The sequence below is a fragment of the Bacillus infantis NRRL B-14911 genome (genome assembly GCF_000473245.1).
Classification (GTDB): domain Bacteria; phylum Bacillota; class Bacilli; order Bacillales; family Cytobacillaceae; genus Bacillus_AB; species Bacillus_AB infantis.
In genome coordinates this window covers 4,820,806-4,840,355 of sequence record NC_022524.1, presented here as the reverse complement: position 1 = coordinate 4,840,355, position 19,550 = coordinate 4,820,806, and the positions used below count along the sequence as shown (strand labels likewise).

The 19,550-nt window shown below is 45.9% G+C and carries 15 protein-coding genes; 14 read left to right on the top strand and 1 reads right to left on the bottom strand.

The window, feature by feature from the left end:
• Window positions 1–126: 126 nt before the first annotated feature.
• The 4 genes from N288_RS23960 to N288_RS23945 all read left to right on the top strand — a co-directional run bounded on the left by N288_RS23960 (window position 127) and on the right by N288_RS23945 (window position 4,688).
• Window positions 127–1,362, top strand: coding sequence for an L-lactate MFS transporter (locus N288_RS23960; protein ID WP_009794691.1), 1,236 nt, complete (start codon window positions 127–129; stop codon window positions 1,360–1,362).
• A 182-nt stretch (window positions 1,363–1,544) separates the two neighbouring features.
• Window positions 1,545–2,795 carry a DUF2254 domain-containing protein gene (locus tag N288_RS23955; protein WP_022544622.1) on the top strand — a complete coding sequence of 417 codons (1,251 nt, stop codon included), beginning with the start codon at window positions 1,545–1,547 and terminating at the stop codon, window positions 2,793–2,795.
• A 261-nt stretch (window positions 2,796–3,056) separates the two neighbouring features.
• Complete coding sequence (locus N288_RS23950; protein WP_009794689.1) at window positions 3,057–3,341, top strand: hypothetical protein; 285 nt, start codon at window positions 3,057–3,059, stop codon at window positions 3,339–3,341.
• A gap of 99 nt (window positions 3,342–3,440) precedes the next feature.
• Window positions 3,441–4,688 (top strand): TerD family protein, encoded by a 1,248-nt coding sequence (locus N288_RS23945; protein ID WP_009794688.1) that lies wholly within the window; start codon window positions 3,441–3,443, stop codon window positions 4,686–4,688.
• Between the two features lie 37 nt (window positions 4,689–4,725).
• Here N288_RS23945 and N288_RS23940 read toward each other — a convergent pair whose 3' ends face one another.
• On the bottom strand, window positions 4,726–6,168 hold the full coding sequence (locus N288_RS23940; protein ID WP_009794687.1) for a DEAD/DEAH box helicase: 1,443 nt from the start codon (window positions 6,166–6,168) through the stop codon (window positions 4,726–4,728).
• Between the two features lie 605 nt (window positions 6,169–6,773).
• Here N288_RS23940 and N288_RS23935 point away from each other — a divergent pair.
• The 10 genes from N288_RS23935 (at window position 6,774) to N288_RS23890 (ending at window position 19,484) form a co-directional block, all read left to right on the top strand.
• Complete coding sequence (locus N288_RS23935) at window positions 6,774–7,586, top strand: formate/nitrite transporter family protein (RefSeq protein ID WP_035402980.1); 813 nt, start codon at window positions 6,774–6,776, stop codon at window positions 7,584–7,586.
• Between the two features lie 53 nt (window positions 7,587–7,639).
• Window positions 7,640–10,612: a formate dehydrogenase subunit alpha gene (gene fdhF / locus N288_RS23930; RefSeq protein WP_009794685.1), complete on the top strand. Its 2,973-nt coding sequence runs from the start codon at window positions 7,640–7,642 to the stop codon at window positions 10,610–10,612.
• Window positions 10,612–11,091 (top strand): helical membrane plugin domain-containing protein, encoded by a 480-nt coding sequence (locus N288_RS23925; protein WP_009794684.1) that lies wholly within the window; start codon window positions 10,612–10,614, stop codon window positions 11,089–11,091. Before fdhF ends, N288_RS23925 begins: the two co-directional genes overlap by 1 nt.
• Window positions 11,092–11,175: 84 nt before the next feature.
• The gene (locus N288_RS23920; RefSeq protein WP_009794683.1) at window positions 11,176–11,547 is read left to right on the top strand and encodes a Na-translocating system protein MpsC family protein; all 372 of its coding nucleotides are present in this window, start codon (window positions 11,176–11,178) and stop codon (window positions 11,545–11,547) included.
• A 370-nt stretch (window positions 11,548–11,917) separates the two neighbouring features.
• On the top strand, window positions 11,918–12,193 hold the full coding sequence (locus tag N288_RS23915) for a hypothetical protein (protein WP_022544620.1): 276 nt from the start codon (window positions 11,918–11,920) through the stop codon (window positions 12,191–12,193).
• A 209-nt stretch (window positions 12,194–12,402) separates the two neighbouring features.
• Complete coding sequence (locus tag N288_RS23910; protein ID WP_009794681.1) at window positions 12,403–13,110, top strand: DNA alkylation repair protein; 708 nt, start codon at window positions 12,403–12,405, stop codon at window positions 13,108–13,110.
• Between the two features lie 75 nt (window positions 13,111–13,185).
• Entirely contained in the window at window positions 13,186–13,719 is a 534-nt protein-coding gene (locus N288_RS23905) for a glycerol-3-phosphate responsive antiterminator (protein WP_022544619.1), read from the top strand.
• Between the two features lie 240 nt (window positions 13,720–13,959).
• The gene (locus N288_RS23900) at window positions 13,960–15,978 is read left to right on the top strand and encodes an alpha/beta fold hydrolase (protein WP_009794679.1); all 2,019 of its coding nucleotides are present in this window, start codon (window positions 13,960–13,962) and stop codon (window positions 15,976–15,978) included.
• 77 nt (window positions 15,979–16,055) lie between these two features.
• A complete protein-coding gene (gene glpK, locus N288_RS23895) occupies window positions 16,056–17,546 on the top strand; it encodes a glycerol kinase GlpK (RefSeq protein ID WP_009794678.1) in 1,491 nt (496 codons plus the stop codon).
• A 270-nt stretch (window positions 17,547–17,816) separates the two neighbouring features.
• Complete coding sequence (locus tag N288_RS23890) at window positions 17,817–19,484, top strand: glycerol-3-phosphate dehydrogenase/oxidase (RefSeq protein WP_009794677.1); 1,668 nt, start codon at window positions 17,817–17,819, stop codon at window positions 19,482–19,484.
• Window positions 19,485–19,550 lie beyond the last annotated feature (66 nt).

Sequence of the window (19,550 nt, the reverse complement as noted above, 5' to 3'; positions counted from 1 at the left end):
ACCACTCATTCCGAATATCAGGCATTTCGTTCTGAAAGCGATTTAATTCCTATTTTCAGCGGTAGAATTCAAGTATAAACACAATTGCTTGAGATTATGAAACCGCTTAGAAAGAGGAGATTCGACATGAACGAACGAAAGGCAAATCGACTTCTTATCATCATTGGCACCATTATCGTCCAGATGGGTTTGGGCACCATTTATACGTGGAGCCTTTTCAATCAGCCTCTAGTCGATAAATTCGGCTGGGAATTAAGCGCAACCAGCATTACTTTTTCCATTACAAGCTTTGCTTTAGCATTTGCGACCCTGTTCTCAGGGAAGCTGCAGGATAGATGGGGCCTTCGCCGTTTGGTGGCCGCGGCCGGGATATTGCTTGGTGCTGGGTTAATCCTCAGCTCACAGGTATCCTCATTATGGATGCTGTACGCCGTTGCCGGAGTGATCGTTGGCTTCGCAGATGGTACGGCTTATATTACAACACTAAGCAATTTGATCAAATGGTTCCCAGAGAAAAAAGGCTTGATCTCAGGGATTTCCGTTGGTGCATTTGGGACAGGCAGCCTGATTTTTAAATATGTGAACGCCAGTTTTATCTCATCATTCGGTGTCTCAACAGCCTTCCTCGTATGGGGAGCAATCGTCCTGGTAATGGTCGTTGGCGGCTCGTTTTTACTAAAAGAAGCAAAAGAAACAGCAGACAGCTCTATGAAAGCGGCATCAAAGCAAAAGGATTATACAGTCAAAGAAATGCTGAAAACGAAGCAGGCATATCTGCTGTTTGTGATCTTCTTCACAGCATGTATGAGCGGGTTATACCTGGTCGGGATTGTCAAGGACATCGGAGTCAGCTTAGCCGGGCTGGATGCAGCTACAGCGGCAAACGCAGTCGCATTGGTAGCCATCTTTAATACAACAGGCCGAATCGTTCTGGGTGCACTGTCAGATAAAGTCGGCCGGATGGAAGTTATTTGCGGAACGCTGCTGGTCACTGCCATTGCAGTCACAGTCTTAAGCTTTGTTCCATTGAACTTCCCGATCTTCTTCGCCTGTGTAGCAGCCATTGCCTTCTGCTTTGGCGGAAACATCACTGTATTCCCAGCCATCGTGGCAGACTTCTTTGGACTGAAGAACCAAAGCAAGAACTATGGCGTAATCTACCAGGGATTTGGAATCGGGGCTTTAGCGGGCTCTCTGGTAGCCGCTGTACTTGGTGGGTTCCAGGCAACGTTTACGGTTATCGCAGCATTGTGTATCGTCTCACTTGTGATTGCACTGACCATTAAGCCGCCTGGTGAGGGCAAGAAGCGTAAGGAACGTAAGGGGAAGATGAAGTTGGAGCCTCATACGAGAGTTGGATAATATGAAATAGTGCCTAAGTCGGTGCCTGACCCCCAGTACGGTAAAGTGTTAACATACTGAAGGGTCAGGCACCTTTTATTTGAAAAGAAGAGCCAAGGGACCTGACCCCTTGGCTCTCTTTGTTTCACAAAAACAATTTTAGGGCAAAAACAATTAAAAAGCGTAAAGAAAGGGGAAGGGGATTGTTTAAGCAGTTCTTATTTAAAATTAAAGAAGGTACATGGTTCATTCCGGCTGTGTATACGCTCGTCGCATTGATTCTTGCGATCGGTGTGGTATATGTTGATTATTATTTGAACGAATTTTATCCAGAGATCTTTCTTGTGGGGCTGGATTTGGGTAAAACGATTCTTGGGACCATTGCCGGTTCGTTATTGACCATGACGACCATTACCTTTTCTACCACCATGGTTGTGTTAACTACATATTCTTCCCAATTTTCGCCGAGGACGCTGGAGAACTTTATTCAGGATCCGGTGACGATGAGGGTGCTGGGAGTCTTTATTGGCGGATTTGTTTATTGTATATTTACACTGCTGTTTATAAGAGAATCCTTTGGTAATACGGTGGCATCGGCTTCTATTGGCATAATCATTGCGTTCATATGCCTCGCATTTTTTGCCTATTTCATCTACCATGTCGCCACATCCATTCAGGTCGGCAAGCTGATTGAGAGGCTTGCTGACGATGCATTGGATGTGATTAAGAAGGAAAAAGAAAGGTATGAGCAGGATGACCGTGTATCCCTGCTGCAGGTCCGGCCGTCGGTTGTCATTGAAGCAAAGGCTGTAAAGGCCAGACGGTTTGGCTATATTCAGTATATTGATGAAGGCATGCTGATGGAGCATGCCGCTGAACAGGGAAGCATCATTGAGGTTCTCAAGCCAATCGGCCATTTTGTTACGGAAAAACATGATCTGCTTTGTGTCCACAATCAGGAAGAAATACCGGAAGGCCTTGAGGATGCTGTTATCGTAGGGATAGAGCGGACCACTTATAGTGATGTGGAATTTGGCCTGCAAAAAATTGCTGAGGTGGCCTTGAGGGCGGTATCACCGGGAATTAATGATCCCAATACAGCCATCCAGTGCATCAATTATTTAAGTGTCTGCCTGTCTGCAGCCAGCCATTTAAACGGGGAGGTTAAAGCCATCTCTGATGATGAAGGAAGAATGAAGGTTATCATTCCGCATCGGCCATTTGAAGATCTTTTGAATACTTCCTTCAGGCAGATCAGCTACTACGCGAAAGATGATTTTTCAGTCATGCAGGCGATTTTTAAGGCGCTTGAAGAAATAGGCTCAGGCTGCGGCCCGGAAATACGCAAAACCCTTGATAAGTTCGCAGATTATTTGAAAGAACAAGTAGAAACGGCTGCACTCACCAAAACCGAGAAGGATGAATTGTATAAAGTCTGCCTGGTTGAAGAATGATGGGGGAAAGGCAGGTTTTACGACTGCCTGTTTCGAAACTTGGAAAGAATACGTTAAATAATAAAGTTTATGGGGACACAATCCGCAAATGGATTGGTGTCCCTTTTTGTTGCAGCAGTTTCTTGGTTAGCATGACAGGAATTTTCTGAAATAAAAAAAATTATTTGCTAGAATAGATGAAGAGCTTTTTCAACTCATAGGAAGAAATTAACAGAAAAATAATAATACATGTTCTTCTAAAAATAGGATGGAGGTATAATTATGTGGTTTATACTAGGAGCTGCTGCCATAGCAGCAACCTTTATAAATCTTTATATGTATATGACAGGCAAAGATTACAAATTTGCGATGGCAATGGGATTATCACTTACTGCTTTGACACTCTGTGCACAATACAGCGCTGTATCTAATTGGGTAAACAGTGAAGATTGGCCGGCTTTAATGGATGTTGTACCTACTATGGAGAAGGCGTTGTGGGTTTTGACGATTATTTCTATTTTGCTGAATATAGCACCTACACTTCTAGAGCTGAAAAAGAAAAAATAATTACCTATTGCTGTAATTACCAGATTACTAGTCCACAAGGCTGCTTGATTTCGACTTGCAAAAACATCATCAATGCATTTATGAGAAGGGTTGGTTTATATGAATTCATTGCTTCAGATGGGAGCAAATGCAGTTTTAAGTTCTCCAAAAGGAACTGTTACTGTCAACTACGAAATGTCCAATATGATAGATATTTCCTTAACCGCTTTCCTGCTGACTGATTCAGGCAAGGTACAGGGAGACAGCGGGATCATTTTTTATAATCAGCCGAAAAGTCTGTCTGGAGCCGCTGCTCTTATTCCGTCTGTGAATGTGGGTCAGACAAAGGTACATAAACTTGAGTTTGATATGAGTAAACTGCCTGCAGGGATTGCTAAAATAGCCATCACGCTAACCGAGGATAATCATACCGGCTTTTCCAATGTGAGGAATTTAAAGGCGGAGATCAGTGCGGGCGGGGAATTGATTCAATTTGTCCCATCTGTTTTTAAAAATGAAAACGGAATAGTAGTACTGGAATTGTATGTAAGAAACGGCCAGACAAAGGCAAAATCAGTGTGGCGGGGATTCGATTCAGGCCTTGAAGGTTTATGTAAACTTTACGGTGTTGAGGTTGAAGCTGAGGAGCAAAAACAGCCTCCTGCACCTCAAGCTGTTGAAAAACAAGCTTTAAAAGAACCTGCTAAAACACAATCAGTCCCTGAAAAGAAAAGCAGCTTAAATACTCTGCCGCCGATAAGCCTTGAAAAAGCAAAAGGGAAAATAAATCTCGATAAAGGCCAGAAGCCGGTGTTAATTGAGAAAACACCTGAAATTACGGCGACAGTCTCCTGGAAGACAGGGACGGACTATGATATCTATGCTCTGGTTTATACAAAGAATGGCAGGCAGATAGATGTAGCCATGTTCGGGGCCCAGGGGACACCGCCACTCAAGAGGTTTGGCAATGGAGCAGTAGAGCATATGGGGGATGTGGGAAGATTCAGCGGATCCACAAAGAAAGAAGTCATTAAATTGAGGCTGACCAATGATATTCTGGCAGTGGTGCCTGTTGTATATTCAGCTCAGTCAAATGGAACAGGGTCATTCTACAGATACAAGGTATCCATGAGTATTGATAACCATAGCGGAACTTCTGTTACCATTTCCTCCAAGAATGCGAATAATAATGACACGATCTATACCTGTGTGCCCGGAATACTCCATAATACCGACGATGGAGTGATTATAAGCCCATTAGAGCTTTATAGTGCACCCAACTCTGAGTATAGACCCAGACTAGTAATGGGAGCTTCGAATATGGTAGAGGTTTTGATGGATCAGGGGCCGATTAATGATTATAAGTAGGGGAAAAAAAGAGCCAAGGGGTCTGTCCCCGTGGCTCTTACTTAATCGCCTTACTGACCTTCAATTTCTTCCCCTTAACCGTGGCATTCTCCATAGCCTGCAGAACCAGCGATCCTTTCCCATTCAGAATATCAACATATGACATCTGATCATGGATGGTGATGATGCCGATATCGTCTGCTGTGACTCCAGGGATTTTGGCGATGGTTCCGACAAAATCAACGGCACGGATTTTCTTCTTTTTACCGCCGGTAAAGTGGAGCTTCATGATATCCTGGTTGATTCGGGCTGTTTTATTATTTCTGACGACCCGCCTGCCGCTGATTTTTTCTTCGAAGGCAGCTTTTCCGGCAGCAACATCCTGCTGGCTTGGTGCTTCTATGACAGGAATCTCAAAGCCGATGTATCTTTCAATCGCTTTAAGGAATTTTTCTTCAAAAGGTGTGGCAAACGTAATGGCTTTGCCTTTGTTTCCGGCGCGGCCGGTTCTTCCGGTCCGGTGCACATAGCTTTCTTTTTCCATTGGGACATCATAGTTAATGACAAGGCTCACATTATCAATATCAATCCCTCTGGCAGCTACATCGGTGGCCACAAGATAGCGGTAGTTCCCCATTTTAAAGCCTTCCATAACCGCAAACCGGTCTTCCTGCTCCAGTCCGCCATGGAGCCTCTCACTGGAATATCCAGCACCATCCAGTTCAGTGTACACTGTATCAACATGTTCTTTAGTCCGGCAGAAAATGAGGCAGCTGTCAGGATTTTCTGTAACTGTGATGTCTTTAAGGAGCGAAATCTTATCTTCCTGCTTTACTTCCATTAGGAGATGTTCGATCGTCTCAGCGGTTACCCCGGTTGATTCAATCTCAACGTGAACAGGGTCTTTCATATATTCGTGGCAAAGAGCTTCAACATCTTTAGGCAGGGTAGCAGAAAAAACCATGGTCACCCGGTCTGAAGGAAGCTCTTTAATGATGGCTTCCACTTCATCGATGAACCCTCTATTAAGCATCTCATCCGCTTCATCGATGATCAGATACTGTATTCGATCCAGGACGAGCGTTTCCCGGTCGATATGGTCCATAACCCGTCCTGGCGTCCCAACGACCACATGCGTTTTCTGCTTCAATTCTTCCTTTTGCTTTGTAAAAGGTTCTTTTCCGTAGACGGCCACTGCTTTGATGCGTTTGAAACGGCCGATATTCGTAATATCTTCACGAACCTGAACGGCGAGCTCCCTTGTTGGGGTAAGGATCAAAGCCTGCGGGCTTTTTTCTTCCCATTCAACCATATCGCAGACAGGAATACCGAAGGAGGCGGTCTTCCCGCTTCCGGTTTGAGCCTTCACCACAAGATCCTGCTTTTCCATCGCCAATGGAATGACCTTGCTTTGTACCTCTGTTGGAGATTCGTATTTTAACACACCCAGTGCCCTTTGTATTTCTTCGCTTAAATGATAATCCGCAAAACTTTTACTCATTATTTAACCCCGTTTTTTTGTTTTTTCGTCATATGGATAGAATTCTCTTTAAGAAGTATTGTATGCATGATCAGATATGGTTCATTATACTTGAAAATTGCTGGACAAGATATAAGAGTCCAGCCCCCTCAACTCCGCCCCGCGGAAAGCGAAGTGTCTGGAGCGGAAACCATCAGCCCTCATTAGGAACACAACAACGAATAGAGGAACAAAAAGAGTCAACGTTTACTTAAAGATACTTTATAGACAGTATCCCCTGTAAAAAAGTTCAAGAACTATTCGCAAATCGAAGAATCTATGATAGAATTAAAAAGTTATAGAGGATGAAACGTTCATTGATGTTAGTTAATTAACATTGACTGTACATCCTGTTCTTTCATTTCGTATGAAGCGGGAAGGTTTGCTGGTATTACATAATGCTAAGCTTTCAGCCCACTGTAAAACGGTACATGCAAATGCATGGGGCCTTTTTATAGTGGGCTTTTTTTGTGTTCTCGTTCATATGCCCTTTAATACGGCAGGCTGGTTCTAGAGAGATGGTCCTAAGAGGCAGCCTTATGCCTTATGTATTGTGGACCATAAAGACAATAATTGGGGGAAGAAATATGGCATTTCATAGTTCACAGCAGATCGCCGAAATGGCGGTTGAAGCTGGGGTGAAGAAGGCTACCATGCGGCCGGCGCACACACTCATTTTAGGATTTTTAGGTGGAGCTTTTATTTCTTTAGGTTTCTTATTATATATCCGGGTTGTTGCTGACCTGCCGCATGAATGGGGCACTTTCAGCTCGCTTATTGGCGGAGCCGTGTTCCCGGTAGGGTTGATGCTGATCATTATTGCCGGCGGAGAATTGCTGACAGGCAATATGATGGCACTGCCGCTGGCTGTGATGGCGAAGCGCGCGACGTTTAAGCAGCTGGGCAGGAATTGGCTGCTGGTTTTGGTTAGTAATTTTATTGGTTCAATCTTTGTAGCTTATTTCTTTGGACATGTTGTTGGAATGACGGAAACAGGTGCATTCCTGACTAAAACTATAGCAGTTGCGGGAGCAAAAATAGATCAGGCATTCTGGCCGACTCTAATATCCGCTGTTGGCTGTAACTGGCTCGTTTGTTTAGGCATCTGGCTTGCTTTCGGAGCTGATGATATCGGCGGTAAGATTCTTGCGATCTGGTTCCCGATCATGGCATTTGTTGCCATCGGCTTCCAGCACGTTGTAGCCAATATGTTTATCATTCCTGCAGCCATCTTTGCAGGGAGCTTCACATGGGCTGATTATGCTGCAAACTTTGTACCGGTTGCCATTGGAAATGCCATTGGCGGAGGAGTCTTCGTAGCATTGGCTTACTGGATGGTTCATAAAGATTCTCTTCAATCATCTATGAGAGCAAAATCAAGTATTAAGAAAGCCAGCTGATAATTACTCTTGTTTTTTGGATAGATTTGTTTTTTTACTAAGGAGGCTTTACCGTGGGGGAAAAAGTGAATGTTCTGATCAACGGAACAGCACACCAGGTTGAAGAAGGAACTCGTATTTTAGATTATCTCATGCAGCAGGAAATCGAACATCCGCATATATGCTATTCCGAGGTTCTTGGACCGGTACAGAGCTGTGATACTTGTATGTGTGAAGTGAATGGCAATCTGATGCGTGCATGCTCTACAGTTGTGGAAGACGGCATGGACATTGCCACCTCGTCTGAAATCGCCAAAGGCGCCCAAGAGGAAGCAATGGACCGTATTTTAGAAAACCATCTGCTGTACTGCACTGTATGTGACAATAACAATGGCAACTGCCGTGTACATAACACAGCAGAAATGATGGGGATTGAGCACCAGACGCGTCCGCATCGTTCTAAGGGCTATGAAGTCGATATGTCTCATCCGTTTTACCGCTATGACCCTGACCAATGTATTCTGTGCGGCCGCTGTGTGGAAACATGCCAGGATCTTCAGGTAAATGAAACGCTGACCATTGATTGGGAAACAGGGCAGCCGCGCGTATTATGGGACGGAGGAAAAAGCATCAATGAATCCTCTTGTGTTTCCTGCGGACAATGTGTATCTGTTTGTCCTTGTAACGCATTGATGGAAAAATCAATGCTTGGAAACGCTGGCTTCATGACAAGCATGTCTGATGACCTGCTTACTCCTATGATCGACCTTGTAAAAGCAGTTGAGCCGGATTATCAAACAATCATGGCCGTTTCAGAAGTAGAAGCAGCCATGCGTGAAACAAAGATCGAGAAAACAAAAACGGTTTGTACTTTCTGCGGTGTCGGCTGTTCATTTGAAGTTTGGACAAAAGACCGTGAAATCCTTAAAATTGAACCATCAGAGAATGCGCCGGTCAACAGCGTTTCTACTTGTGTAAAAGGCAAGTTTGGCTGGGACTTTGTCAATTCCCAGGAACGTATCACTTCACCATTGATCCGTAAAGGCGATGTGTTTGTGGAAGCGAGCTGGGATGAAGCTCTTTCTGTTGTGGCCAAAAACCTCGGAGAAATCAAAGATACTTACGGAAGCGATGCATTAGGTTTCATTTCTTCATCTAAGATCACAAATGAAGAAAACTACCTGATTCAGAAGATGGCCCGCCAGGTGTTCGGCACACATAATGTCGACAACTGTTCCCGCTACTGCCAGTCTCCTGCGTCATGGGGACTGCAGCAGACAGGAGGCATCGGCGGCGACTCTGGAACGATCCAGGATATTGCAGGTGCAGGGCTTGTCATCCTGGTAGGCTGTGCTCCGGCAGAAGGACATCCGGTCCTTGCGACACGCATCAAGCGTGCGCAGAAGCTACATGGCCAGAAACTGATCACAGTGGATGTGCGCAGGCATGAAATGGGTGACCGTGCCGACTTGTTTGTACGTCCAAAGCAGGGTACTGACTTTGTATGGCTTTCCGCTGTCACAAAGTATATGATTGACCAAGGCTGGCATGATGCGAAATTCATCACAGAACATGTGAATCAGTATGATGAGTTCTTGAGCATGATCGAGTCTTATACACTTGAAGAAGCTGAAAGCATTACAGGCATTTCTGTTGCAACATTAAAAGAAATGGCTGAAATGATCCGTGACGCAGATGGAACAGTCGTCTGCTGGGGAATGGGTGTAACACAGAATATCGCCGGCTCCCACACTTCTGTTGCCATTGCGAACCTTCTTCTGGCAACTGGAAACATGATGCGTCCGAATGCTGGTGCCTATCCATTGCGCGGACATAATAACGTACAGGGTGCTGCCGATATGGGAACGATGCCTAATATTTTCCCTGGCTATCAGTCTGTGACAAATAAAGAATTACGTGAGAAATTCGAGAAAGCCTGGGGCGTGGAACTGCCTGAAAATCCAGGGCTAGATAATATTGAAATGCTCGGTGAAGTGGATAAAGGCAATCTGAAGGCAATGTTTGTTGCCGGTGAGGATATGGCATGGGTTGATGCTGACTCTAACCATACACAGGCAATGCTTGCGAAGCTGGACTTCCTTGTGGTGCAGGAAATCTTCCTGACAACAACAGCCCAATTCGCTGATGTGATACTGCCGGGTGCTCCTTCTCTTGAAAAAGATGGGACATTTACAAATACTGAACGCCGCGTTCAGCGTCTATACAAAGCATTAGAGCCTATGGGCAACAGCAAACCGGACTGGTGGATCCTTACTCAGCTGGCTAAAAAGATGGGCTATGACTGGAACTACTCTCACCCAAGCGAGATTTTTGACGAAATGGCAAGCCTGACTCCATTCTTCAGCCAGTGCAGCTATGATGTTCTTGAAGGCTGGAACAGCTTCCACTGGGGATCTCAGGATGGATCGAACACACCGCTTCTTTTCCAGGACGGCTTTAACTTCCCTGATAAAAAAGCACGCTTCGGATTGTTTGACTATGTACCGCCTGCTGTATTCCCGGATGAGTTCGATCTATCACTGGATAATGGACGACTGCTCGAACATTTCCATGAAGGAAACATGACTCATAAATCAGAGGGACTGAACTACAAATTCCCTAAAGTGTTCGTTGAAGTATCGCCTGAACTTGCAAAAGAACGCGGCGTAGAAGAAGGCTCGATAGTACGCCTGATCTCGCCATATGGTGCGATCAAGCTGCCTGTCCTTGTAACCGATCGCGTTGTTGGAAAAACGGTCTATGTGCCAATGCACTCTTCAAGCCATGAAAGTGCGGTCAACCTCCTGACTGGCGGTGCGGTTGACGTTGTGACACATACACCTGCTTACAAGCAAGTGAAGGTGCGGATGGAGATCCTCCAGCTGAATGGAGAGAATCCTCTTCCGAAGTACAATCCCCGCTATGCGACACGCACACCGCAAATGGGTCTTGAAATCTACCGCAAGTGGGAACGCGGTGATTATGTACCGCTCAGCACTGTCAACGAACATGTCTTCCCTGGTACCTATGACAGGAGGAATGCCTGATGGCAAAACCGATTAGCATCATTCAAAAGACAGAACTGACAGAAGAACAATTGAAGCAGCAATCCCTGGAGAATCTTCTCTCCGGGATTGCGGAAAATAAAGATTCCCTGCTTGAGACATTGGCTCTCTTGCAGGAATTGCATGACAGCGGGATACTGGATGCTGCCGGAAGCCTTCTGAAAGCAAAAGAGCATGCTGCACATGCTGCAATCGGCCAGCTCACACGCGAGCCTGTCACAAACATGATCAATAACGCAATGGCAGCAGGAGGCATCCTCACCCAGCTTGATCCAGAGACAACAGCCAAGCTGTCAAAAAGCTTGATAGCAGGAATGAAAAAGGCTGAGCAGGGATTAAAAGAGGATAGCAAAATCGGGATTTTTGACTTAATGAAGGCCTTAAAAGATCCTGACATCAACCGTGTGCTCGGATTTGGATTCAATCTATTAAAAGGTATGGGGGAAGGCTTAAAAGAATAAGCCTGAATCCTGGCCCATTCATTTTATAATGAATGGGTTTCCTTTTTTATAACAAACTATGTGTATCAATAGGAGGGACAGATCATGGCAAAGAATCTGGAGCATCAATTCAGTATGCTTGTCCGTGAAATCCGAAAAGAATACGTTGGAAATGGGCCTAAAGAAATAACCACCAAGTTCATTGGCTCCTGGGCTGTCAGTGAAATGAGAGGGAATCTGACCAATGTGGAAAAGTTCATGATCACTTCGGCACAAGGGGAAGATATGGTCCATGAAACGAGAACAAGATTTGTAAAAGAAATCTACAAAAAGCCGGAAGTCCAATTAAAATTTGAAAACCTGATGGACGCCAGAGTGATCAGGCTGTTTTCCGATATTAATATTAAAGAAGATATCGCCATGACTGTATTTGTCTTTGACCGGCCGATTGAGGGGAAACAGGGGAAACAGCTTTGAATTCTGTTCATTTGCGGCGTCATACCAGCTTGTGAATTAGACGATTCATGAATGGCATCTCAGCGTTCTTACAATGAGAGAGATAATCGATTTTCTGCAGAGGTTTATGAATGACAATTAAAAGAAATTATAAAGCTTAGAGGCTTTCCAAATGTTGATTGGACAATCGGGAAGCCTCTTTTTATTGTGCTTTTTTTGGGATTGAAGAAGGTACGGCTTTAATTTTCTTTATTATAGGCAAATGCCCATTAAGCTAGTAGAATGGAATGGCTGGTTTTTAGTGCTAAGAAATCCTCACGAGGAATAGGCTGATTTATATAGCACAGATCATACTGCGGACATGCGCATAGCCGCTGCAAGGGGGAACATAATGAAGATATTTCTGATCATCAGCCAGCTCATTTATGTTATTTGCCTTATTCCCTGGTTTCCTATCTGGGGCTTGTCATTTATGAGTTTTGACAGTGGGATCGCCCTTGGAAACAGTGCGTTTGTCATAGGCATCGGGCTGTATCCTGTGGCTGTTATTGTGTGTTCCATTCTGGGCTGGGTGCTTCGCGGGCGCAATAAAAGGCTTGCCATCATCTTTAATTCTGTTCCGATGATCTGGATTATCGGTTTTGGACTGCTGATGATCATCATTTGAAGAGCAACTCCATTGAACCGGGATAAAGGCCGTTCATGCAGGCTGCTGCCCGATTAACAAGGTCAAAGGTTTAATAAATAGGAACGAGGTAAAGCCTGCCAGTAAGGGAGAGGTTTTGCCTCGTATTTTATTTTTACCCGGATTATAAGCTGTGCAGGAATGATAAAATAGAGCTATAAATAAATAGCTCATGGAAGGAAGTGCGGAAGATGGATTTCGAAACAGTCATGCAGGAGCTTGAAGCCCTAGGCAAGGAACGGACAAAGAAAATATACCTGTCCAATGGCGCCCATGAGCCTCTCTTTGGAGTCGCGACTGGGGCTATGAAGCCGATGGCGAAGAAAATAAAGATCGATCAGAAATTAGCCGAAGAACTCTACTCGACAGGAAACTATGATGCCATGTATTTTGCCGGCATCATTGCAGATCCGAATGGTATGATGGAGGCTGATTATGACCGCTGGATCGATTCTGCGTATTTTTATATGATCTCAGACTATGTAGTGGCAGTCACTTTGTCAGAGTCAGAGATCGCTCAGGAGGTTGCAGACAAATGGATTGCCAGCGGTGACGAGCTGAAGATGTCTGCAGGCTGGAGCTGCTACTGCTGGCTGCTGGGGAACCGGAAGGACCATGAATTTGAGGAAGAGAAGATCTCCAGTATGCTTGATCTTGCGAAAAAGTCTATCCATGACGCGCCGGAAAGAACGAAATCTTCTATGAGCAACTTCATATACACTGTCGGGCTTTCCTATTTGCCGCAGCATGAAAAGGCGCTCGGGACCGCACAGGAAGTTGGTGTGGTAGAAATGAAGCGGGAAAATAAAAAGAACAGTCTGCTGAATCCATACGAAAATCTGCAGAAAGAAGTAGATAGAGGACGGCTTGGCTTTAAGAGGAGATATGTCAGGTGTTAGGCTATTGCTAAATCCTGCCCAAACCCGCAGAATGTACCTAACAGACTTCTACTAACATAAACTGGATGTGATCTATTGTTTACTGGCATAATCCCGGCTATTCGAAATATGAAAGATTTTGAGCATGTATTGAAGAGGGATCATGAGCATATCATTCTTCTGGAGACGCGCCTGTCGCAGATCGAAAGTGTGGTCAAGTATGCGAAGCAGAGCGGGAAGAAGGTGTTTGTGCATGCGGATCTCGTTCAAGGGCTGAAGGTGGACGAGTATGGGATTGAATATCTGATCAATAACGTGAAGGTGGACGGCATCGTCTCTACCAGGGTTAATGTCATTTCTTTGGCGAAAAAGCACAATGTCATTGCGATTCAAAGACTGTTTGCACTGGACAGCCATGTACTGGAGCATAATGTCAGGATCAGCCGCAAAGTCAAACCGGATTATATCGAGGTTCTGCCCGGCATCATCCCGGGCATCATGGAAGAAATTCATGAGAAAACAGATATTCCGCTGATTGCAGGGGGACTCATCCGTACCGAAGAGGATATACAAAGTGCTTTGAATAACGGAGCATCTGCCGTCACCACCTCCAATCGGGATTTATGGTGACAGGGCCTTTTTCCTTATTTTAAAATAGAACATTGTTCAGAAAATTGTCGAATTATGTTGACAACGTTTTCATTTGAATTTACACTAGGGATAAGTTAATAACCCGTGACGAGATGAGGAGACACATTAAATGCCTTGAATTCAGGATTCAGGGGTGTTTAATGTGTCTTTTTTGTCTTTCCGATCTGGTTATTTAGGCAATATATCTTGAATATCAATAGGTTAAAAGGGGGATATGAGATGAATAGAGTAAAGAAGCCGGTCGTCTTATTAGTGATTTCTTTGCTGTTAATTCTTGCTGGAAGCTTTGGTGCTTCCCAGTTTAATAGCTCGAGCGGGGATGTGGATGTCTCACGCATTTATTTTGATACACCAAGAGGGGAGCTTTCAGGTCTTCTGTATAAGCCGGATGGTGCAGATCAGGAAGCAAGGCCAGCCATCGTGGCTACGCACGGCTACCTGAACTCTGCAGAAATGCAGGATGCACAGGCTATCGAAATGTCAAAGAGAGGTTACGTAGTCCTCGCCTTGGATCAGTATGACCATGGCCATTCAACAGGCACAATGGAAAAGCCGGTTCCATTCTTCTCCTTCTGGCCGCATGCGATCTATGATGCTGTCCAGTATATGTATGATCAGGATTATGTCCTGAAAGATGAAAACGGCAATGGCATCATTGCAGTTTCCGGCCACAGTATGGGCGGTTTCTCTTCCACCCATGCCGTCATGCTGGATGAAGTGGATTTCCAGGAAAGCGGCATCAGGAAAATCTACAGCTCCCTTACAATGGGGTCTGACTATCAATGGCTGAAGTCTCTCGGCTATACTATAGAAGATATCAACAACTCTTATGGGCCCAGGCCTTCCGGAAAAATTGCCGGACAGTATGATGAATTCTTTTTTGATGCAGAAGCAGCAGCTGCCGGTACGCCTGTAGTGAAGAAAAACTATGCTGCAACAGAAGAAGGCATGAGCTTCCTGGGCAACCCGGAAAAGCCTGAGGCTGGGAAAGTGTATAAGGTGAACGGCGGAGAAAGAATCATTTATCAGCCAAATGAGACACATCCTTGGAATCATTTCTCCAAAACGTCTACAGGAGATGCCATCGATTTTTATGATAGGGCATTTGCCGGCTATAATGGTTCATTAACAGTGGATAGTGATGGGCAGACATGGATGTTTAAAGAGTGGTTCTCTTTTGTCGCCCTGATCGGATTCTTCCTGCTGTTTGTGCCAGTTGTGTCCTTATTATCAAGGCTGCCGTTCCTTAACAGCATCTATACCGGCAGGCCAGAGCCGCTTCCTGCTCCAAAGACAAACGGCGCGAAGCTGGCAGGTTTGATCCTGATCGTAGTCGGGGGGCTTTTCCCTGCCTTATTCTTCTCCGCACTATATGGAGGAGATGTCTACGGAATGAGATTACTAAGACAGATCAGTATGATTTTCATTGCCCTGTCTGCCATTGTCCTGATTTCTTCTTTTGTGAAAAAATCAGAGCGCAGCATCAAGACAGTTTCTGCTATCATGCTCGTTCTAAGTGTGATTCAATATATCTATCTAAGGCTGCAGGATAAAATGCTTGCCACAACAGAGCTTTTTGGCGCCCCGACTGTGAATCCAGTTCTGTATTGGGCGATCAATGTGGCAATCATCACACTGATGATGATGGTCGGCTACCATTATGTTGCGAAAAAACCTGAAGGTGCTGCCATTAAGAATTATGGCGTGAAAGCAAGCGTCAAGTCAGTTATTGCTTCGCTTGTCACTGCCATTGGGGCTGTTGCGATCGGCTACGGGGTTCTTTATCTGATGGATGCCCTTTTCCAGGTAGACTTCCGCATTTGGACATTCGCTGTAAAAACATTCGAAGGCCAGCATCTGGCAGCACTGCTGAAATATGCACCATTATTCCTGATCTACTACTTTGTTGTCGGCCTGTCCGTCAACATGAATACAGCGACTGTGAAGTATAATGGATGGAAAGGCTATCTCATTTCTGTCTTCCATTTCATCGGCGGGCTTGTTCTTTACCTGGCCTACCATTACGGCCTGTTGTTTACGACTGGAACGGCCGGCTATCCGGGCGAATCGCTTTCTTCCATCATTGTAATTGGCCTGGTGCCAGCCCTTCTCGTAGCGGCGCTGTTTAACCGCTACTTCTATAGGAAAACAGGAAATGTCTATGTGGGCGCCTTCATCAATACTTTGCTGATGACACTGATCACACTGGCAAACACAGCGCTTTACACGATCTTTTAATAGTCTGCAAAATATATAGAGAGCAAGGGGCCTATCTGCCCCCCGCTCTTTTTTATCAAGCGGAGGGAGGAATATCTATGGGGAAATACATCTTGGCACTTGATCAGGGCACAACCAGTTCCCGTGCCATATTATTCGATAAAAACGGTGAGATTGTGGAAACGGCTCAGCAGGAATTTGAGCAATTTTTTCCAAAGCCAGGGTGGGTAGAGCATGATGCCAGCGAAATCTGGACCTCGATCCTTGCCTGTATGGCATCCGTCCTGCGGAAGGCTGATGTGGGACCGGAGGAAATAGCGGGCATCGGCATCACGAATCAGCGTGAAACCGCGGTTGTCTGGGATAAGCACACGGGGAAGCCCGTTTACCATGCCATCGTCTGGCAGTCCCGTCAGACAGAGCCTATTTGCCGCGACCTGCGGGAGCAGGGATATAATGATCTGTTCAATAGTAAAACCGGCCTTCTTCTGGACCCTTATTTTTCAGGTACAAAAGTAAAGTGGATTCTTGATCATGTGGAAGGTGCAAGAGAGAAGGCAGAAAACGGCGATCTGCTGTTTGGCACCATTGATACTTGGCTGGTATATAAGCTTTCCGGGGGGAAGGTTCATGTGACTGATTATTCCAATGCCTCCCGGACCTTGATGTACAATATTTATGATTTGAAGTGGGATGAAGAGCTTCTTGACATCCTGACTGTACCAAAAAGCATGCTTCCTGAAGTCCGCCCATCTTCTGAAGTGTATGCCCATACAGTGGACTATCACTTCTTCGGGCATAATGTCCCGATTGCGGGCATCGCCGGCGATCAGCAGGCCGCTCTGTTCGGCCAGGCCTGCTTTGAAAAAGGGATGGCGAAGAACACTTACGGAACCGGCTGCTTTATGCTGATGAATACCGGTGAAGAACCTGTTAAATCGAGCCATGGGCTGCTTACGACGCTTGCATGGGGCGTGGATGGGAAAGTTGAATATGCACTTGAAGGCAGCATCTTTGTAGCGGGGTCGGCCATCCAATGGCTGCGCGACGGCATGAGGATGATCGACAGTGCTTCAGCCAGCGAGCAGTATGCACTGAGGGTCGATTCTACAGAAGGCGTCTATGTGGTCCCTGCCTTTGTCGGACTGGGGACACCGTATTGGGACAGCGATGCCCGCGGTGCGGTTTTCGGCCTGACCAGGGGGACGACAAAAGAGCATTTTATCCGGGCGACCCTGGAATCGCTCGCCTATCAGACAAGAGATGTGCTGGACAGCATGGCTGCAGATTCCGGTACAGAGGTGAAATCCCTGCGGGTAGACGGCGGTGTGGTCAAAAATAACTTCCTGATGCAATTCCAGAGCGACATCCTCGGCGCCCCTGTAGACCGCCCGGTTGTCAATGAAACGACCGCACTGGGGGCTGCTTTCCTAGCCGGCCTGGCTGTAGGCTACTGGTCCAAAAAAGAGGAAATCACAGCACACTGGAAAAAGGACCGCACTTTCACGGCAGAAATGGCCGAAGAGACGCGCGAAGAACTCTATAAAGGCTGGAAAAAAGCTGTGGCGGCCACCCGTGAGTATAAATGAAGTCAATTTCCATAATGTTCCACAAAACGATTGGAATGCTTTAATTTTCAGCTTTATTATGGTATACTAAAAACAAGTTAATATATTTGGATGGAGAACTCGAGAGACCACATCGCTCTATTTTTCGGCAACGAAAAGCAGGGCTGATTTGTGGTCTCTTTTTTTGTTTTTCGGGTATGGGACTTATAGAGCTTAAAAAAACAAGACAGCTCCTCATAGGCTGGAGCCGGGCTGAAACATGAATATGATGATCCTGAAGGGACTGATTTGATGAAATTCACCAACTTACAAAGACATGATATAAAGGGAAAAATACAGAAGGGGCCATTGGACCTTCTTGTCATCGGCGGCGGGATTACAGGCGCTGGAATCGCGCTGGATGCCGCCCTGAGAGGGATGAAGGTGGCTGTCGTTGAAATGCAGGACTTTGCTGCCGGTACATCCAGCAGAAGCACAAAGCTTGTCCACGGCGGACTGCGCTACTTGAAGCAATTTGAAATTGGGGTTGTCGCAGAAGTCGGCAAAGAGCGGGCCATTGTGTATGAGAACGGGCCGCATGTCACCACACCGGAATGGATGCTGCTTCCGTTCTATAAGGGAGGCACTTTCGGACCATTCACAACGAATATCGGCCTGAGGGTATATGACTTCCTTGCCGGTGTCAAAAAGGACGAAAGAAGAAAAATGATGAAGCCGGAAGAAGCCCTGAAGCGGGAACCGCTGTTAAAGCGCGAGGGGATGAATGGCGCAGGCTATTATGTTGAATATAAAACAGATGATGCCCGCCTGACTCTTGAAGTCATGAAAAGAGCGGTTGAAAAAGGGGCGCTTGCACTCAATTATATGAAAGTCACTGATCTTGTCTATGAAAACAGTGCAGTGGCAGGTGTGAAAGCGGAAGATCTGACCGATGGAACGGTACAGGAAATCCGGGCAAAGAAAATCGTCAATGCAGCAGGCCCATGGGTAGACACACTGAGGGAAATTGACCATAGCAAAAAAGGCAAATCGCTGCAGCTGACGAAGGGGATCCATCTTGTATTCGACGGCAAAAGATTTCCGCTGAAACAGGCCGTGTACTTTGACACGCCTGACGGCCGCATGGTCTTTGCCATCCCGCGTGAAGGCAAGACTTATGTAGGCACCACAGATACGGTCTACAAAGGGAATATTGCCCATCCAAGAATGACGGTGGCAGACCGGGATTATGTCCTTGGTGCGATTGACTTCATGTTCCCTGATGTGAAGATCACGGCTGATGATGTGGAATCAAGCTGGTCGGGATTAAGGCCGCTGATTCATGAAGACGGGAAATCACCTTCTGAAATCTCGCGCAAGGACGAAATCTTTGTGTCGCATTCCGGATTCATTTCCATCGCCGGCGGCAAACTGACAGGCTACCGGAAAATGGCGGAAAGCATCGTCGATCTAGTGGCAAAGCAGCTGGGTGAAGAAGATGAAGCAGACTATCCTAAAACAGCCACGATGCACCTGCCAATATCCGGCGGCGATGTGGGCGGTTCTGAAGGATTTAAGTCATTTATGACAAACAAAGTGAGCGAAGGAAAAGAGCTGGGCTTGACCGAAGAAGCAGCAAGGAAGCTTGTTCAGCGCTATGGCTCCAACGTGGACATCGTCTTTGATATCTATAAAAACGGCAAAGAAAAGGCTTTGGCAGAAAATCTTGATCCAGTCGTCTACGCGGGCTTAAGATACAGCATTGACTACGAAATGGCCTACAAGCCTGTCGACTTCTTCATCAGAAGGACAGGGGCCCTCTTCTTTGACATCGGGTGGGTCCGGGAACATAAGGATGCTGTGATCATGTTCATGAAAAAAGAATTCAGCTGGTCAGAGGAACAGGCAGCAGCTTACACAGAAGAGCTGGATGTACTGATTTATGAGGCCTCACATCCAATTGAAAAGGAAGAATTTTAAATAGAGACCAAAAAGGGCCTGGTCCCAGCTTAGTAAAGCTGGGACCAGACCCTTTTGATTTTTCGG